We start from the raw sequence: 18,616 nt of genomic DNA, 5'->3' as shown, positions 1-18,616 counted from the left end.
GCTGTAAACACACGAGACGTTTCCGCTCCGAGCGGTTGCGCTCATTGATGATTGCTGGAGCCCATGCGGGAATTTGACAATAAACTTCTTTTTTCGGCAACCGATCTCATGCGGTTCATGGGGTGCGCCCATGCGACCGCGTTCGACCTGATGCGCTTGAGAGGGGAGGGACCAACACCAGGCGAAGATACTGAGGATGCGGCGCTATTGCAGAAGCAAGGCGATGCCCATGAAGCTGCTCATCTTGAGCGACTGAAGACGGAAGGCAAATGCGTCGTCGAGATCGAACGAGGAAGTCTGGCGCAGGATTCTGAGGCGACACGTGTTGCTTTGGCAGGCGGGCCCGAGGTGGTTTTTCAAGGCGCATTCCTGTCTGGGAGCTGGGGCGGTTGGTCCGATTTCCTCATGAGAGTTGAGCGACCGTCGGCTCTCGGCCAGTTCAGCTACGAAGTTGCGGATACCAAACTCAAACGCCGACCGCATCCAAAGCACGTGCTGCAACTGGTTCTCTACTCCGATCTCTTAACCGAAATTCAGGGCGCCGTTCCTGAGTTCGCACATGTCGAGTTAGGAACGGGTGAGCGCGCCACACTGCGGTTGGCGGACTACGCCCACTATGCGCGGGCTGCCAGAGCGCGCCTCGAGGCCTTCGTGGCTACCCCAACGGTCACCCGGCCTGTGCCCTGTGCTGACTGCAGTTTCTGTCGTTGGGCAGATCATTGCACAAGTGTTTGGAAACTTGAGGACAGCCTTTTCAACGTGGCAAATATCACGAAAGGGCAAGTCAAGAAGCTTGAGGCTGAGGGGATTACTACTATGGCGGATCTGGCGGATCTGGATCAGCCTGTCCGAGGCATGACCGAGAATACGCGTGTTCGCTTGGTCACTCAGGCGCGCCTCCAACACGCCCGCAAGACGGGAGGACCAGAATTTGAGTTGCGCGCGCCTGAGCCGAGCAAGGGTTTTGATCTGCTTCCAGAGCCACAGCCGGGCGATCTCTTCTATGACATCGAAGGCGATCCACATTACGAGGGCGGTCTGGAATACCTACATGGGCTTTGGTTTGACGGGCAGTTTCTAGCCTTTTGGGGGCATGATCATGCTGCCGAAGCGCGGGCTCTTGCGGAATTGCTGGCGTTTTTTCGCAAGCGGCTGGAGGAATATCCTCAAGCGCGCATTTATCACTATGCCCCATATGAAATCACCGCGCTCAAGCGCCTGACCACAAAATACGGTATTGGTGAAGCCTTCCTTGACCGACTGCTGCGAGAACGTCGTTTCGTTGATCTGTTCGCTGTCGTTCGTGGGGGGCTGATCGGATCCGAAGCGAATTATTCGATCAAGTCGATGGAAGCCTTTTACGGACGCAAGCGCGACGGAGAGGTCAAGACAGCAGGCGGTTCGGTCGTGGCCTATGAGAAATGGCGCGAGACGGGCGAGCAGCACATTTTGGACGAGATCGAAGACTACAACAGGATTGACTGCATCTCGACCGAGGAGTTGCGGAACTGGCTGGTAGATATCCGCCCCCAAGGGCCATGGCCGCAGATGGGTCAGAATGCAGCATCCAAAGAAGTCGAAGAGGATGCCGAAACACAGGCTCTGCGCGCGCGCATCTCCGCATCTGGATTGCCGGAAGATCGTCAGGAGATGCTTTTCAACTTGGGTCTCTTCCACAGGCGTGAGGTCAAGCCTGCCCAGTGGGCTGTGTTCGATAGCGCTGCCAAGGATGAAGACGATCTCATCGACGATCTGGACGCTATGGCTGGACTGGAGGCGATTGGCCCTATCGAACCGGTCAAGCGTTCTTTCGCACGGCGCTACCGTTTCCCTGCGCAAGAGACGAAATTGCGGGCCGGGAAGAAAGCCACAGTTCCAGTGTTCGACGGTCCACCAGCGTCGGTCAGCATTGAGGATTTGGATCGGAGCGCGCGCGAGGTCACGATCAAAGCGGGACCGGGTAAAGACCACTTATTGGAGGGGCGTCTCTCGCTACATCCGGACTGGCCGTTGGATACCAAAGTGATTGGAGCCGCCCTACGTGACGTTATCGTTGATCAGTGTGGCCCACGCGCCTACCGGGCCGTTGATGACCTTCTATCCCGTGCAGCGCCGCGTCTGACCACCGGACTCATTCAACCGGTCATCGATCCTGTCGCAGGTACGATTGAAGCAGTAGGTGCCATGGATCAAACCGTTCTGCCGATCCAAGGCCCACCAGGCACGGGCAAGACGTTCGTCACTGCGCGTGCGATACTTTCACTTGTGCGAAAAGGTGCCCGCGTGGGCGTTGCGTCAAACAGTCATGAGGCCATTCGCAACGTGCTGATGGGCTGCCTGAGCGCGCTTGAAGACGAAAATCTTCCGATCACGCTTGATCTGGTACACAAGGTCTCGGGCTCCGATGACGGTTATTCGGACGATTGCCCCATACAGCGCACCACGGATAATGGCGAAGCCGCAAGCGGTGGGCATGTCGTGGGCGGGACCGCGTTCTTCTTTGCCCGGGACGAGAATGTGCAGGCGTTCGACTGGCTGTTCGTCGATGAGGCGGGGCAGGTCGGTCTGGCCAACTTGGCCGCTATGGGACGCGCTGCGCGCAACATCGTGTTGGTTGGCGACCCACGTCAGTTGCCGCAGGTCATTCAAGGGGCGCACCCCGAGCCCGCAAACCTATCCTGCCTTGACTGGATGCTGGGGGATCACGCAACCGTACCGCCCGAAAGGGGCATTTTCCTACCCGTCTCGCGCCGGATGCATCCCGATGTCTGCCGATTCATCTCGGATCAAGTCTACGAAGGGCGATTGACCAGCCACCCCGACGCAGCGCGTCAAAGTGTTTCGGGAACTTCCTATCCACCCGCCGGAGCCTTTTGGGTGCCCGTCCAGCATGAGGGCAATGCGCAGGTGGCACTCGAAGAGGTCGCGGCCATTCAGGCCACGATCGCCGAGCTGTTGTTGGGCAAATGGACTGACAAGGACGCTACAGAGCGACCGATGTGCCAGGCCGACATCATCGTCGTTGCTCCCTACAATGCGCAGGTGAACGCGCTTCGAGATGCGTTGCCGGTCGGCATTCGTGTCGGCACGGTTGACAAGTTTCAGGGCCAGGAAGCGCCGGTTTGCCTCGTCTCTATGACGGCATCCACCGCTGAAGAGACGTCGCGCGGCATGGAGTTTCTGTTCTCGCTCAACCGTATCAATGTAGCCGTGTCACGTGCCAAGGGCTTAGCGTTGGTCTTCGGCGCTCCGCGTCTGCGCGATGCGAAATGCGACACAGTTGAACAAATGCAGCTGGTCAATACGCTTTGCGCATTGCAATGCTTTCAACCGGAACCAAAGAGATGATGAAAATGGACTGGAGTAGTTTCACAAACCGTATTTCAGAACTTGAAATAAAGAGAAAGCCATCAGCTAATCGTCGCGCGGTGTTTGAAGTTATTCGAGATTCGAAATTGCAGCCAAATCCGGATTACGATGCAAGCCTCTATCTTGGCCCGTTGATCGATCCGCAGGGCCGCCCGCTATGCCTCGAATATACAAATGATCGTCCCAACTTATGGTTTCATGAGAGCCATGTGCCCGCTCTGCGCAATGCGGGCCTCGATCCCAGCAGGAAACCTCCGTCAGGAGACGACAGCGAGGGTCGCCATAGCGGTCTCAAGTCGAAAGGCTTTCAGGACATCGATGCATGGAAGCTGGGTGATCTCGATCCAGATAGGACTCGAGCTGCTTTAGTCGTTTTGGGACTAATCGGAGACCTGCAACTCGACCCAAACGCCGTAACTCGCTGGATTGACCGCCTGCGCCACTTCTTCCCCAATCTCGATCGCTTCGATCGTCCGGATCCAGCTTTTGATGAGGCGGAACGCGAGTACAAGCTTGCAACGATCAGTCGATTGCGTCCTACTTTGGAAAGCGCACGCGATGACAGCTCAATAGCACAAGCGGTCTTCGCCGCCGCGACCGACTCCAATAACCTTCTGGATTGGCGCACCAGCGAGCCGCTTAGCGCAAAAAGCACTGCCGACCACGCGCTTCTTGATCCCGCGGTTGCCTCATTGGTGCGTGCTGCTCTTGCTTCACCCGAGGGACACGCTGAGGTACTAGACACATTCGCACGGGTCTGGAGAGAAGCCGTGCCAAAAGGTACCGAAGACGCGGCAAGACAGATCGGTGAGTTCCTCTTTTTCCATCTGTGGCCGGAGAATGCGGTCTACATACGCCACACGGTCCGACAAGATCTTTGGCGCGAAGCCGTTGGAACGCCATTTCCCAAGCACGAGACCCTTGCTCAGTCCTACACCGACGAGATGCGGTTCATGCATGCGGTTCGTCAGGCCTTCGAAGTGCGCGGCCTTGCCCCCCGCGATATGATCGACATTCAGAGTGCGTTGTGGGTCGTCCATAACTATGCGATCGAGGAGCCCGACAAGAGCCAAGCGCTTGATCGAGCTCAGATCGAAGCAGCAATGGATGCCCACGACAGCTACCGCAAGAGCGGGTTGCATAGCGAAATCTTCAACGCTTTTGGCGAGCCGCGAGATTATTGGGTGCGCTCATCGCGTGAACGCGAAAATCGCGTCTACCCAACTAAACCGCTTATTGGCTTCATCCTCAGCAAGACGGAACTCAACGGTGGCTGGGGACAGAAGGCGGATGCTGCCGCACGTCTTCACAACGCTGGCTTCATCATCGTGGATCAGGACGATCAGCCCATCGAGCGCCCTGAACGCTATGAGCACCTAATGGAAGGCGCTGACCGGATCAGGCTTTGTGCTCTGAACTATTTCATCGAACCCGCCCGGGAAAAAGCAGCAAGGGAGGTCTCTATCCGCGCCGGCGATCTCGCGGCCGCGATGGGATTGAAAAACGTTTTCCCAAGCATTTGCGACGCTCTCGGCAAGGAAAAATTCCAAAAACTTGCACAAGTACCGCCGCCCACGAGCACAGAACCAAACCCAAGTAGCTCTACCGTTTTTACCTATACGCTCAATTCTCAACCGGAGGCGGACGCCGTGACCGACACAACCAAAGCACCAGCGCCTTCTGCAGTGAACTTGATATTCTATGGCCCACCAGGCACGGGCAAGACGTATCGAACCGCATGGGAAGCAGTTCGGCTCTGTTTGGGCGAACAGATCGCATCCGGGTTGAAAGGCAGCGCTCAGCGAGCTGCCTTGATGAGTACTTATCGCAAGCTTGTGAGCGAGGGGCGTGTCGAATTCGTAACCTTTCACCAGTCGATGTCCTATGAAGAGTTCGTCGAAGGGCTGCGACCGGAAACGGTAAGGGATGAAACCTCCGACTCTACGACTGATCCAAGCGCGACGGGTGGCTTCCGTCTGCGGGTCGAAGACGGGGTTTTCAAAAGGATAGCCCGCCGCGCTGATGCTAGCCGCGGTCAGAATTCGACGGGTGAGCGGCTTTCGCTTGAGGGGCGCAATGTTTTCAAAATGTCGATCGGCGCTGTGGCGATTCCAGAGGATGCCGGAATTTTCGACGAGGCAATCACTGAAAACTGCGCCATCTTCGGCTTCTTCCGCTCCGACTTCTCAGGCGCCGAATTCACCGAACGAAACGCAATCAAAGCTCGAGTTGAGCAAGACTACACCGACGAGGAGCTGGGGTTTTCTCTCACCTCAGCCGTGCAAATGACGGATATTTTCCGCAATAACTTGAAACAGGGAGACGTCGTCTTAGTCAGCAAGGGAAACCTGCTGATCCGCGCCATCGGGATGGTCGAAGGCGACTACGAATTCCACCCGCGGGAAGGCTCCGAAACTTACCCGCACCGCCGGGCGATGCGCTGGCTTTGGGTGGACGAAGCCGGAATGCCTGCTAACGAATTCTATGACATGGCCATCTCTCAGCGCACTATCTATCCTCTGCGCAAGAAAGAGCTGAACATCGCGCTTGTCGAACGGTACATGAACTCTCAATCCATCAATAAACCCGTGTCACCCGAGCCGCATGTCCTCATCATCGATGAAATTAACCGGGCGAATATCTCGAAGGTATTCGGCGAACTGATCACGCTCCTTGAGCCTGACAAGCGGCTCGGGATGGACAACGAAATCCGGCTTACACTTCCTTACTCGAAGAAATCATTTGGGGTGCCTCAGAACCTGCACGTCATCGGTACGATGAACACGGCAGACCGTTCAATTGCGCTCTTGGACACGGCGCTACGCCGCAGGTTTGCTTTCCGCGAACTGATGCCTAACCCGTCCGTCCTTTCGAACAATGTGGAAGGCGTCGACCTTCAGAAGCTACTGGCCACGATCAACGAGCGCATCGAGTATCTCTTCGATCGGGAGCATCAGATCGGTCATGCGTACCTCACCGGATGCGAGACGCGTGTGGATATCGAGAGCGCTATGCGCGACAAGGTGATCCCTTTGCTGGCGGAGTATTTCTACGAAGACTGGTCCAAGGTCGCGGCTGTTCTCGGCGACTCCGGACAAGGCCCGTCTCGGTTCCTTGATGCGAAACAAATTGCTGCCCCTGCGGGAATGACCGAAGACGACTTCTCCGGCGATAAGCTGAGGTGGACCGTCAAAGACAAGTTCGACTTCTCGGAGTTTGCTGCCTGATGCCTGCGTACACCCTACGCGAATGGGAAACGCTGCCCCATGGTGAAGAGGACGGCTGTATTCCCGAGCACTTTGCCGAACGTCTTGCGGCACTGGCGAAGGTATCGGCTTTTGCAGGCAAGGGTGGTGGCGGTGTTCTCGAGGAGCGCCGTCATGAACTGCGTGCACGAGGCGTCGTCGGTGTGCTGGCGACAGAAGGCTGCAGTCTTGAAATCCTTCCCAAGATCGACGTCGATCAACAGGGTTGCGAGGTGCTGCAGAACGCGGCCATTCGCAAACGCCTTGTACACATGCTTGCGGTTGCGCTCGATCTCAAGATCGAAACGGGCCAGGTTACCGAGCTCGACTGGCAGCGTGAAACCCTTCTGGAAATTCTTATCCGGATCTTCTGCAACAAGCTGACCGATGCCGTTCGTCGCGGCATGCCGCGACGGTACATCGCGCAAGAGGATGACCTCGCGGCCTTGCGCGGGGCGCTTGATCTGCCTCGTCAGTTCACGCGCCATGCGGCAAACCCCTCGCGGCTGGCGTGCAAATTTGATGAGTTGTCGGATGATATCGCTCTGAACCGCATCATGAAAGCGACCGTAGCGCATCTGTTCAGAATGTCACGAAACGCCAGCAACCAACAGCGCTTGCGAGAATTGGCCTTCGTCTATGCTGATATTACCGAAGTTTCTGTTCCTGCGCTGAAGTGGGACGAGGTCGTCATTGATCGGACCAACCGCGCGTGGCGCGAGCTTTTCGGGATGGCACAATTGTTTCTCCGCAATCGCTATCAAACGACGAGCGCCGGTTCGGGCCGCGGGACGGCGCTCCTGTTCGAGATGAATGCGCTTTTCGAAGAGTATGTCGGTCGGTTGATCACACGCGCATTGGCAGGCACAGATTATCGGGTCGCTCTTCAGGGCGGCAGGCTGTTTTGCCTGACATCGGTCGACGATGAGCGCGCGGTGTTCCAGACCAAGCCAGATATCCTGATCCGATATGCGGGACAGGTTGTTCATGTGATCGATACCAAGTGGAAGCGGATTTCCTCGCGCATTGATGATCGCAAGCAAGGAGTTTCCCAAGGCGACGTCTACCAGATGATGGCCTACGCTCATCTGTACAAAGCACCTCGACTGACGCTGCTTTATCCGCATCACGGGGATCTTTCAGCTGAGGAGGGCGTTCAGGCTCAATTTCGGATTTCGGGCCAGGAGACGATCATTGAGACCGCAAGCGTGGATGTCGCCAAAGGCGACAACATGATCGCCCGCTTGAGAAATATCATTACGTTAGCGACAGAAGATGCGTTGGTTTAGGTGTTGCGACTAGCAAGTAGCCAAAGGATTGGCGTAGCCAGTATAAAGAGGACAGACCGCACAGGGCGATCGGTTATAACGCCCCAAGCGAGCCGCACTTTCCCGACAGCGTCACCACCCCGCCGTCGTGATCAGGGCCAGGAAACTCCAGCTTCCGGCGGTAAAATGTTAGGGCTTACAGCAAGTCCAATTTTCCTGTGCTGTAGGAACGGCAAGAAAATAGCCAAGGTCCGACGCTGGTTCGGTTATCGACGGCTAATCGTCTTGCTGCGGCGCGAAGACAGTGCCAGCATGCCTAAGACTGTCACCCTTGTCCTTTATGCTGTCGCAAGCAGGATATCGACCTGCTCGTTCTCCCCTTTGACTGCCAATGACCGCCGAACTGCTTCCCCTTCAATCAATGTATGAAAGTAAAAATCCTGATAATACTAACCTTTTCTCGCAAACTCACTCGGCTCCAATTCGCTCGATAATCCCTCCGCAAATCTGGGTAGTAGCCCCGAACTCAAGGAAGCCATGTCCAATCTGACTACCCCGCCGCGTGCCATATTCCGGCAAATCCAGGCAAACCTTAAAGACCGGTATTCCTCCGGCTTTCCGGTGCTCAAGGAACTTATCCAGAACGCCGAGGATGCGAAGGCTGGTATGATCCGATTTGTTGCACATGAGGGCTGGCCGGAGGCGGATAACCCGCTTTTGCGGGTGCCCGGCTTGCTGGTGTCCAACGATGGCCTGTTTGCCGAGAGGGATGGTCGCGGCATCCTGTCCTTTGCCGACAGCGCGAAGGGCGATGATTCCGGCACCATCGGCCGTTTCGGTTTTGGTCAGAAAGCGGTTTTTCATCTCTGCGACGCCTTCATCGTGCATGCCTTTGGCCATTCGACGAAGTTTTCTGAAGTTGTGAACCCATGTCTTGGGGTGATCGAGAACACCAAGGCCGCTACATGGGAAATGATTGGCCGAGAAGATCTGGCCAAGCTGCATGCTGCTTGCCTAGGGATCGAACGGGGCCTACTGCTCTGGCTTCCTTTGCGCCATAACGAGATTTTGCCCGCACCGAAACTCACCTTCATCGACAACCGGCCCCAGCTTGAGGATCTCATTTCGGGATTTCTTGAGAACCGGGCTGAACTGCATTTGACGCTGGCCGGGCTGCGACATCTCAACCGGATCGAGCTCTGGCGGGATGCTACACAGATCGCTGGGCTGTGCCGCGACCCGGACGCGCCGCGAATGCGGGGCTTCGTTCCTGCCGGCGAACTGCGGTCACTCAGCTTCAAGGGAACGATCACTGAGCAAGGTTCTAAGTCATCAACCTATGTGGGACGCGAGGTTTCTGGTGCGCAGGGAAGGCTCGATACGCTGCGGAGTTCAGAGCGTTGGCCACAATCTCCAGTCTTCACCGAGATTGGCGAGGAGATACTGCCAGAAAAGGCCGAGGTGCATGCTGCAGTAATCCTGACTGACCAGGCCAGCGGCGCTGAAACGTTGGTCGATTGGGCGGTTTTCCTGCCAGTAGGAAACGCCGCTAGGCTTCCGTCTGATCGGGCTCGCGTGAGGTTGATGCTGCACGGCTATTTCTTCGTCGATTCTGGCCGTCGACTCATCGAAGGCTTCGATGCCTCGAGCGACGCCCTCGGCTCAGTGCAGAGTGAATGGAATACCCTGCTTCGGGACGAGGTTCTTTTGCCTTTGGTGCCTGCGGCGATCTTTGATGCTCTTCAGGCAGGGATGCTTTCGGATGACGATCTTGCTGGATTGCTACGCGCGGTCCAGCACAGCATGTTTGGCCGAACACACCGCGCCGCCATCACAGCGCAAGACGTGCTTGCGCGAACGCTGGAGAAAACCGAGGGTAAAGTCACGGCAACTTGGCATCTACTTCGTGCAGGCACCAAGCTACGGTGGATGCCAGCCGCCAATGCGCGCGGCGTGTTCAACATCGCAGACATTCTTCCGGGAGTCACGGAATGGGCACACGGGCGCGGGCTTTCGCTGGCGGTGCGCCCTGCTGCACTCAATGGGGGTGACCTTGTCTGGCATCCTGACGAGATCGAGGATTTGCTAGGGCAACTGTCGCACCGGGTGTTTCTGCAGGGCGGGAACGCGGCGGCCCTGGCAGAGTTGCTGGAGGTCGTCGTTGGGCAGGATGACAGCCTGAGGCAGGCCGCCGCGCCGCGCCTGCTGGAACTGCTTCGCGGAGCATTGCTGGAAAACGCAAGCCTCGCCAATGAGGAACACCTTCGCGCCATTCTCGGGTTTCTACCGCCGGATCAAGTCATCGGGTTGCCTAAATCGACGGGGCGTTCGCGCCGCGTACTGCGCAGCCTTGCAGAGGCCCGCCAGGGCCCGCTTTGTCTGTCGGAGGATTTATTGCCTGATGGGGCGAAGCGGCAGACCGTCAGTCCTGCGGAAGCGATGGCGCTCTTAAATGGGGTTGCACCGCTTCTCGAGCACGGAGGCGACCATGAGGCAGCCGGTGCGGCAGCCATTTGCATAGTAAGGCTCCTCGGGCGGCAGCTGGCCGCGTTCCTGGATGATCCGGTCTGCCGACGGATGCATATCCTGCGCGCCACGAACGGCAGTGGAATGGCCGCTCTCGTCAGCTTGCGCGATCTCGTATCAGCATCACGGGAGCGGCGCCTATTTCGCGATAGCCCCCAGGCTCAGCAGTTGGTCAAGGCGCTTTACGATGCGGCACCGGATCGCGGAGCGCTTATCATCCGCAAGGCCGAGGCCGACCTGCTTGAAGACATTGGCCAACCCTTCGGCTTTTCTGAAACCACACGTGAGAATGTGGCCCAGTTGATCGTCGGGGCTGAGGCCTTTGGGCCCCTCGAGGCGCGCGCTCGCTACCTGCAGAACCACTTCACTGAAGCACCGCAAGCGCGCCAAGCCATGCGCAGTATGGTGGCGGGGCAAATCTGTAATGACCGGCTTCGGCTTTGTGCGCTTGCTGATGGCATGGGGCCGGTTGCCGACCTAGCGGCGGAATTGGTCGCTGGAGAAAGCGACAGCTTGCTTGTGGATCCGGACATTCTGAGCGGCCTGAATCGGCAACAATCGCGGCACATCGAAATTGCTGAGATCAGGGGTCCCGAGCTTGGTGCGCTTCTGCGCCGAAATCTCGACAGGCTGCGGATGCGAATACTGCATGACGAAATAGTGCTCGCCTTGCTGCAATCTGACGTTCCGGACGAATATTTGCGCGATCTACCGATCTTTCCGTCCAGAGATGGGCACAAGCTGGCCGCCGCAGACATCTGGAGAGTAGAGCGAGACTATTCCGTTCCACCGTCTCTGGCCAGACATGTGCCCATTCTACGGCGGATCAATCACGCCGAAAGTGACGCCCGCATGGAGCGGCTTGTTTCGCCCTGGACACCCACGGCGCTGATCGAAATTGCGCTTCATCAGCCGCAGCCACAATCTTTTGCGAAGGAAATTCTCAGTGCGCTTGCGCACGACGGCATTTTCTTGCCGCCTAAGATCCAAAGCACGAAGTGGCTGACGGACCAACGCGGAAATGCCTGGGCGCCGGATGATGTTCTGGATCTTGAACCGGGCATTCTGAACGCAGCCCGCCAGACCTTGGCGAGAGAAGGCAGTCTTGCCTTTCTGCCCATTGATGAGCTGGCACCTGAGCTTTTCAGATCGGACGTCTCTGAATTGCTCCGTAAGCATCGGGTCTTTCCGGATAAAAGCGGCTCTCTTGAGCGGCTGACGCTACTCATAGAGGACGCGCGACCTATTGCGGTGATGGGGGAATGTGCTCAGGTTGCCCCTGATTTGAAGGCGGTCGCCAACCATGGCGTAGTTATCACCCTGCCGGGCTGGCCGCTCCTTGCGGCGCTTCTGCGGCTGTCGGACTCGCCCTCCGAGGAGCTTCTACGGTCCTTTGGCACGGTGAATCACGGCGACCGCGAGAGAGCAGCGCAATTCCTGACGGCCCTGGAAAAGCCGATTGATGACCTGAAGGTGCGAGCCGCCGCTTGGCCGGTCTATCGGGCCGCCTTCAAGGAATTGGGGCAATGGGACGCAGCTGACCGGAATGCGGTCTTCAACTGTATCCGAGCGCGCACCGCAGCAGACACCTGGGAAGACGGCACCGCAGTCGCACATACTGGCGGTGGGATCGTTCCCATGCATCTGTTGCATCGCGACCTTAGGGAATTTCTGCCGCTACCGTCGCCCCAGACCGAAGCGAGCAACCCACGGCCCATGGAAAAGGGCACTGAGTATGACGGGCAGACCCCTGAGAAACTGTTGGCCACATCGGCAGCCAGCCTCAAGCCAATCCTTGAATTCGCGCGGCCGCATGTGCCATCGGATTTGCTTCTTCTGCTGGTCGGGCTGGTCGGGCGCACGGACTCATTCAGCGCCGTCGCGCGGCAATGCCTGTCAGTAACCGGACAGGATATTGCCCGCATATGGGGAAGGATCGACAACGATGTCGCGAGGCACTTTCGACCAGAGACGTTCGGACAGAAGTTTGAGGACAAGCGTCTTTCGCGTATCGTGCAATTTAGGCCACTCGCGGTGGCCCCATCTGAAATCACTACCGAGACCCTCGCCGGGACCATGGCGAACCTGCCAACGGGCGAGGTCAAGCCTTTAGGCGTTTTCGGGAATATCCATATCGGCTGGAGAAATTTCTGGCATAACAGGCAGCTTTTCGGCGCGCTAACGCTCCAAATCGCGACTTTTGCCGGGACGCCGGTTACATCGGCCGATGTCAAGGCCCTGTGCTTGACCTTAGCCGAAATATTCATTGGGCATCGCAAAGATCAGGCGACTTGCCTGGATGCGCTCGACCGGCTTGCCGACGAATGTGACCGATTGGATCAGGCCACAGTAGATGCCGCTAGGGCCGAATTGGAAGATCGATTGCCGCAGGTTCTGGACGAATTGAAGCCACAGCATGGGTCGGGGCTTTGGGAGGCGCGCAAAGACTACAGGGACAGAATTGACGCCTTCCCGGTCGGAAAGAGGCAAGAAGAAGCCCGACCGGTTGCAAAACATGAACTATGGGAAAAAGTTGCGTCACCCAAGAACGCTGACGAACTTCTTGCCGCGATCCGGCAAAGGATCGAAGACTACGGTTACGACCCCTCCCGGGTCCTGTTCGAACTCTTCCAGAATGCCGACGATGCAACCCGTCAGCATCCAGCATCGACCGAGGGGCGGTTTCGGCTGGAATATGGCGATGATCGTTTGACGATCAGCCATTGGGGCCGATTGATCAACCACCCAGGACCAGATGTTGATGAAGGGATCAAGAAAGGCTGGCGCAGCGATCTTTTCAACATGCTACTTATGAACCTGTCCGAAAAGCGCGAGGACGTGACAGGGCGTTTCGGTTTGGGCTTCAAAAGCGTTCACCTGCTCTCGAAGCGGGTTTCGATCGCGAGCCATTTCGTGTCCTGCCGGATCAAGGGCGGTATGCTGCCTGAAGCCTGGGCTGAGGGGCGTGAACTGTCGGTACGGCAGGGCACGGATGGCCGCCCGGCAACGGTGATCAACGTAGAGATAGATCCAGAACGGCGCGAGGATGTGGCGCTGGCGTTGTCTGCTTTTGCTCAAGCGGCAGCGTGGTTGCCGGCGATGAGCCGATCGGTTCGGCACATCGAGATCCATGGCGACGGCGAATGGTCCGCCAAGTTCTGCGACTTGAATACTCACATGATCAGACTGGTATCATTCGGCGGACGCGGCTCAGGCCATGCGCTCGCGCTCGACCTCGGCGAAGAGACAACTCTGTTCCTGCCGCTTGACATGCAAGGGCCAGTGGCCGCTCCAAAGGGCTTGCCGCGACTGTGGCTCCTGGCGCCACTTGCGGAAACGCTTTCCACTGGCTGGTTGATTAACGGGAGACGCTTTCGGGTCGACCCGGGCCGGGGCCGCCTAGCGGGCAGCGAAACCGAACGCGAAGAGATGTTTGCCGAGTTTGGACGAACCCTCGGCCTGCGGCTCGTGGAGCTTTATGATCTGGTAACAAGGAACTGGGCCGTTCTAGCCGAACGCGCCGGATTGTCGGACAGGTCAGAGGATAGTGGCACCCAAAGCTTCCTGCTGTCTCTTGACGGAATGTTCGCAACAGATAGGGCCGACCCGCTCGCGAGACATTTGCATGGAAAGGATCGCGGTTTTGGCCGGTTGATTGCCGAGCGCGCCGCGCTTGCGACCGGCCTGCCCGCACCTTTTAGCCCTTTCATGCGGGCGGATGAGGCGCGCTTCGTGATGAGAGGAGCGATTGCCGATACCAGGTTGCTCGCCTCGCTGCATGACTGGCAGGCTATGCGACTGATCGGAAGCGCCGCCATCTCAGACAAAGTTGCAGATCGGATTGATGGCCTTGGTTTTGATCGTCCAAGACCTTTCAAAGTAGTTGACTTGTTGCGCCACGAGATCGGAGACGCAAAGCGCGTTGCGCCTGATCTCGCTCAGCGCATCGGGAGGCTTGTTGACGATGGTTTCGCAAAATCGCTCGACAAGCAGGAAGAAAGCGAGCTGCTGGAGTTTCTGTCGTCCTTGATATTCCAAATGAGTGATGGGGACTGGCACACAGCAGCCTTACCCCCGCACAATGCAAAGGACGGTGACGAGGAAGAACGACGCATTCTGGGTTTTGCCCCTCCAAAGTATCTTGCAGATCGCGGCTATGCTGGCGCGGCATTGACCTTCTACCGGCTTGCAATGCGGCAGAGCGGCTTCCAGCGAGCAGCAACGGCCTTGGCGCAATGGGCCGACCAGGCTAGTGGGGACGCCCAGCAACAGGCTGTTCTATCCTACGTCCTTGAAGGCAGGCAGGGCAGCGACCTCGGCATGCTGATCGCAAAAAATCGCCCCGGTTGGCTGCCAGATTCATCTGAAGGATTCCGGGCCTGCTCATCCGGAAAATCAGTTGCACCCGAAGATTTGCCGCGGTTGCTTGGCATACTCTACCCCGCCGAACAGCGCTTGCTGTGGTCCGGTGTGATGCAACTCGAGGTGGATGAGGATGAGTATCAGCCTACCGATCCCCAAGCATTTCTTCGAGGGTTGCACGACTGGTGGCGAGAGAACCACGAGACGGAGCGAAAGACGTACGAGGCACGCATTTATCCTCATGGCTTCCACCCGCGCGAGCTTGCTGTGCAGGATGTTGAAACGCAGCGCGAGGACTGGTTCACGTTTTTTGCATTGGCGATCTTTCGCACCCTGGGGCGGACCCAGGACGGGGCACATCGCAATTTTGTTGCAAAAGCGAAGCAAGCCGGCTGGTGGCAGGAGATGGCCACGGCAAAACTGCCCGCCGATCCGGGTCCGTGGTTGCGTAATCTTGAAGACTTCGCCCGCCCGGATGCATGGCGAATTGACTATCCTCAGTGGCGCAGGGCTTTGGCAGACCTTTACGTTCTGGCGCGCTGGCTTCCCGATTACGTCGATGCATATCTAAATCTACCAAAGGTCTTACGGAACGAGGACGCGGCTTCCCTGAACGACATCTGGCGGTTAAGCGCCTCGCCGGTCTGGCAACGACGGGGCCTTGAGGGTGCCCCGCTGACACAGAGCCTCGGGCTTGGGGCCAACTGGCTGATCCGGGAAGGCCTGCGCGCCGGTCTTTGGGGAGAAGACGAAAAACGTCGGCTCGCTCCCTACGGGTGGGCAGCCTCTCAGCGTGTTCGCAAACTGTGTCGAGACCAGATCAATCTCGATCTGGGAGAAACCGGCAATATGGATCACTCACGAGAACTCTACGACACTGTCAAAACGCACCTTGGCCCTGAGGCAGATTTCCTTGGCGACCTTGATTTGCCAATGCAGATCATCAGTGATGCCGCGCATGAGGGACAATTGCTGATGCTCTCGGCACGGCACGAATTTGTTGAAGGTGATTACGACGGTGTGGACGACAATCTGATGGAGGTGGATTATGACGAAGCTTGAGCCTGATCAGCTTGTTCGCCATCAAACCCATGGCGAGGGATTTGTAGTCGCCGACCTTGGCCCTACGGTTCTGGCCCGGTTTGGCACTTCCATTCATCAGGTGGAGCGCGAGAGCATCAGCCTGCAGCGATCCCTCGAAACGGCATTGAATGCCGGACAGATGGACGACAGCCGTGCTGTTCTTTGTAGGGCGCAGGCACTGGCTATCACTTCGGTAAATGATCAATGGGGGGTGTTTTCGCGCTCCCGAATTCAATTGCTGCCGCACCAGCTTTGGGTATGCCGACAAGTAACGCGCGCGTGGCCCATTCGCTGGCTGGTCGCTGACGATGTCGGACTTGGCAAGACGATCGAAGCCGGGCTGATCCTCGAGCCATTGATTGCTTCTGGCAGGGTGAAGCGTGTGCTGGTTCTTGCCCCAGCGCGGCTGGTCCCGCAGTGGCGGGCCAGAATGAAGACGATGTTCGATATCCGCCTGCAGGAATATACTCCGGACAGCGATCGAGGCCGCATCAGTTTCTGGGAAACAGCACATCAGGTTGTCGCTTCCTTCCACACGCTTCGCATGGACAAGCCAAGAGAGCGCCTGCTGCAAGCGGAGCCATGGGATTTGGTCATCGTGGACGAGGCTCACCACTTCCAGGCACAAGAGCGGGCAGCGACCTTGACCTACGGTTTGCTGCGCGAACTGAAGGAAGCTGGCCGAATCGAGTCCCTAATCTTGTTCACGGGCACGCCCCACAGGGGCAAGGACTACGGCTTCTTGGCTCTTATGCATCTCTTGCGAGACGATCTTTTCGATCCAGAAAAGGAAATGGCAGAACAGCTTTTGGCACTGCCGAATGCCATGATCCGCAACAACAAGGCACTGGTGACTGATCTCGACGGGAACAAGCTGTTCCGCCCGGTGGAAACCCGCGCGATTGACTATGGATATTCTGAGGCGGAGGCCGCCTTCTATCACACGATGAGCGAGTTCATTCTGGATGGGCGGGCCTATGCGGCAAGTCTTTCAGGCCGCCAGCAGACCGCTCGTATGCTTTTGCTGATTGCTCTGCAGAAACTTGCAGCCAGCTCGATTGCCGCCATCACGCGGGCTTTGCGGCGCAGAAGAGCCATGCTGGCAAACTCAGTTCTGGATGCAACGCCTTCCGACACGACCGAGCCCGACACTTTAGATGAAGTCGCGGAAGCCGAAGAAGCCCGTCCAAGCGAGACTGCGGTTTTGTTGATGAAGGATGAGATTGCCCGCCTTGACGAAATCTTGGCTTTGTCGGCCGAAATTGACGGCGAAACAAAGATCGCGAGACTGTTTGATTTGATCGAACGCGATCTTCCTGAAGGGGAGCCCGTGCTCCTGTTCACTGAGTACAAGGCCACCCAAGCACTTGTTCACGAGGCTGTTGAGGCGCGTTTCGGTAAGGGCTGCGCTGGTTTCATCAATGGTGACGAGCGCCTTGTTGTCACCTCCACCGACGGTACGGAAATGGCTCTCCCGCTTTCACGCGATATCGCTGCTGACGATTTCAATGCCGGTCGGACGCGCTTTCTGATTTCTACCGAGGCTGGTGGCGAAGGCATTGACCTGCAGGAACGCTGTGCCGTGCTCGTCCATATCGACATGCCATGGAATCCGATGCGACTGCATCAACGGGTAGGCCGCCTCAACCGTTATGGCCAGAAGCGTGCCGTCCGCGTCTTCCTACTGCGTAATCCGCAGACGGTGGAGGCGCGGATCTGGTCCCTCCTGCAGGAGAAACTTGCACGGATTCAGGAAACCCTCACCGCTTCAATGGATGATCCAGAGGATATTTCGCATCTTGTCATCGGGATGGCTGGCAGCCAGTTCTTTGATGACCTCTATTCACAAGGCTCCATACGAAGCGGTAGCGGCCTTGCAGGTTGGTTTGACCAGAGTACGCAGCAATTTGGCGGACGCGATGCTGTTGAAACAGTGCGCGCGATGCTCGGGAATGTCGCCCGGTACGATTTTCAGTCGGCAGGGGCGGAAATCCCCAAGCTCGACCTGCCAGCATTGGAAGCCTTCTTCCGCAACGCCATGACGCTGGCAGGCCGCCGCGTGACGAAAGGCGAAGAGGGGCTTTCGGTCGCCACACCTGAGGCCTGGCGAGGGAGTATTGAACTTCGCGATAGATATGACGCGCTCAGCTTTGATCGTTTCATGCGCTTGGATCATTCCCTGGCTAGACTTGTCGGCGTCGGTCATCCCTTGCTCGACCGCGCAATCTCGCACAGCATGGACCAACAGGTGTTTTTGTCACGCGCTCGCGGTATTTCGGCCCCCCTTCTCGTCGCTCAGGTGGAGGACGAAATCACCGGAACCGGGGCAACGGTGCACAGGATTGTTGTCGGAATCGAGGGTACCGACAACACAGCGGTGGCACTTCGCGATTGGGAACTGCTTGTGCGGCTAAACAGTATGGAGCCGGGCGACAATGTCAGCATCTCGCCCACTCCTGCTGAACTTTTGGCTCTTAATGTACTGTGTGCGAAACTTGCGGCTGACGTCGTGATTTCAGATCTCCCATTCAGGCGTCCCAAGCTTCGACGCATCATCGCTTTCTTTCCTGAGGAGGCTCTCCGTTGATATTCGTCCGCTCGACGCATGAATACGCGGAGTACCGCGCGAGGCTCTTATGCAGACGGGAGAAGGCCCGACTGTTGATTTCCTCTACGTCAAGAAATCCCGAGCCATCGGCGCTGGCCACCAAGTCCGTGTGATCAACATCGAGCCAGATGGCAAGCCACAGGCCCACTGGTTGC

The 18,616-nt window shown here is 57.5% G+C and carries 5 protein-coding genes; all 5 read left to right on the top strand.

The window, feature by feature from the left end; all coding sequences use genetic code 11:
* Nucleotides 1–63: 63 nt before the first annotated feature.
* The 5 genes from ACEN2R_RS11145 (at nucleotide 64) to ACEN2R_RS11125 (ending at nucleotide 18,440) form a co-directional block, all read left to right on the top strand.
* Nucleotides 64–3,348 carry a TM0106 family RecB-like putative nuclease gene (locus ACEN2R_RS11145; RefSeq protein WP_442042188.1) on the top strand — a complete coding sequence of 1,095 codons (3,285 nt, stop codon included), beginning with the start codon at nucleotides 64–66 and terminating at the stop codon, nucleotides 3,346–3,348.
* A complete protein-coding gene (locus tag ACEN2R_RS11140; RefSeq protein WP_442042186.1) occupies nucleotides 3,345–6,596 on the top strand; it encodes an AAA family ATPase in 3,252 nt (1,083 codons plus the stop codon). The genes ACEN2R_RS11145 and ACEN2R_RS11140 overlap by 4 nt, the downstream gene beginning before the upstream one ends.
* The gene (locus ACEN2R_RS11135) at nucleotides 6,596–7,903 is read left to right on the top strand and encodes an McrC family protein (protein ID WP_442042184.1); all 1,308 of its coding nucleotides are present in this window, start codon (nucleotides 6,596–6,598) and stop codon (nucleotides 7,901–7,903) included. Before ACEN2R_RS11140 ends, ACEN2R_RS11135 begins: the two co-directional genes overlap by 1 nt.
* Before the next feature lie 516 nt (nucleotides 7,904–8,419).
* Nucleotides 8,420–15,832: a sacsin N-terminal ATP-binding-like domain-containing protein gene (locus tag ACEN2R_RS11130; protein ID WP_442042182.1), complete on the top strand. Its 7,413-nt coding sequence runs from the start codon at nucleotides 8,420–8,422 to the stop codon at nucleotides 15,830–15,832.
* Complete coding sequence (locus ACEN2R_RS11125; protein WP_442042180.1) at nucleotides 15,819–18,440, top strand: DEAD/DEAH box helicase; 2,622 nt, start codon at nucleotides 15,819–15,821, stop codon at nucleotides 18,438–18,440. Before ACEN2R_RS11130 ends, ACEN2R_RS11125 begins: the two co-directional genes overlap by 14 nt.
* The last annotated feature ends 176 nt before the right edge of the window (nucleotides 18,441–18,616 follow it).

The organism is Pseudogemmobacter sp. W21_MBD1_M6 (assembly GCF_052119585.1).
Lineage (GTDB): Bacteria > Pseudomonadota > Alphaproteobacteria > Rhodobacterales > Rhodobacteraceae > JBGQOJ01.
This window is presented reverse-complemented; position numbering and strand designations above follow the sequence as displayed.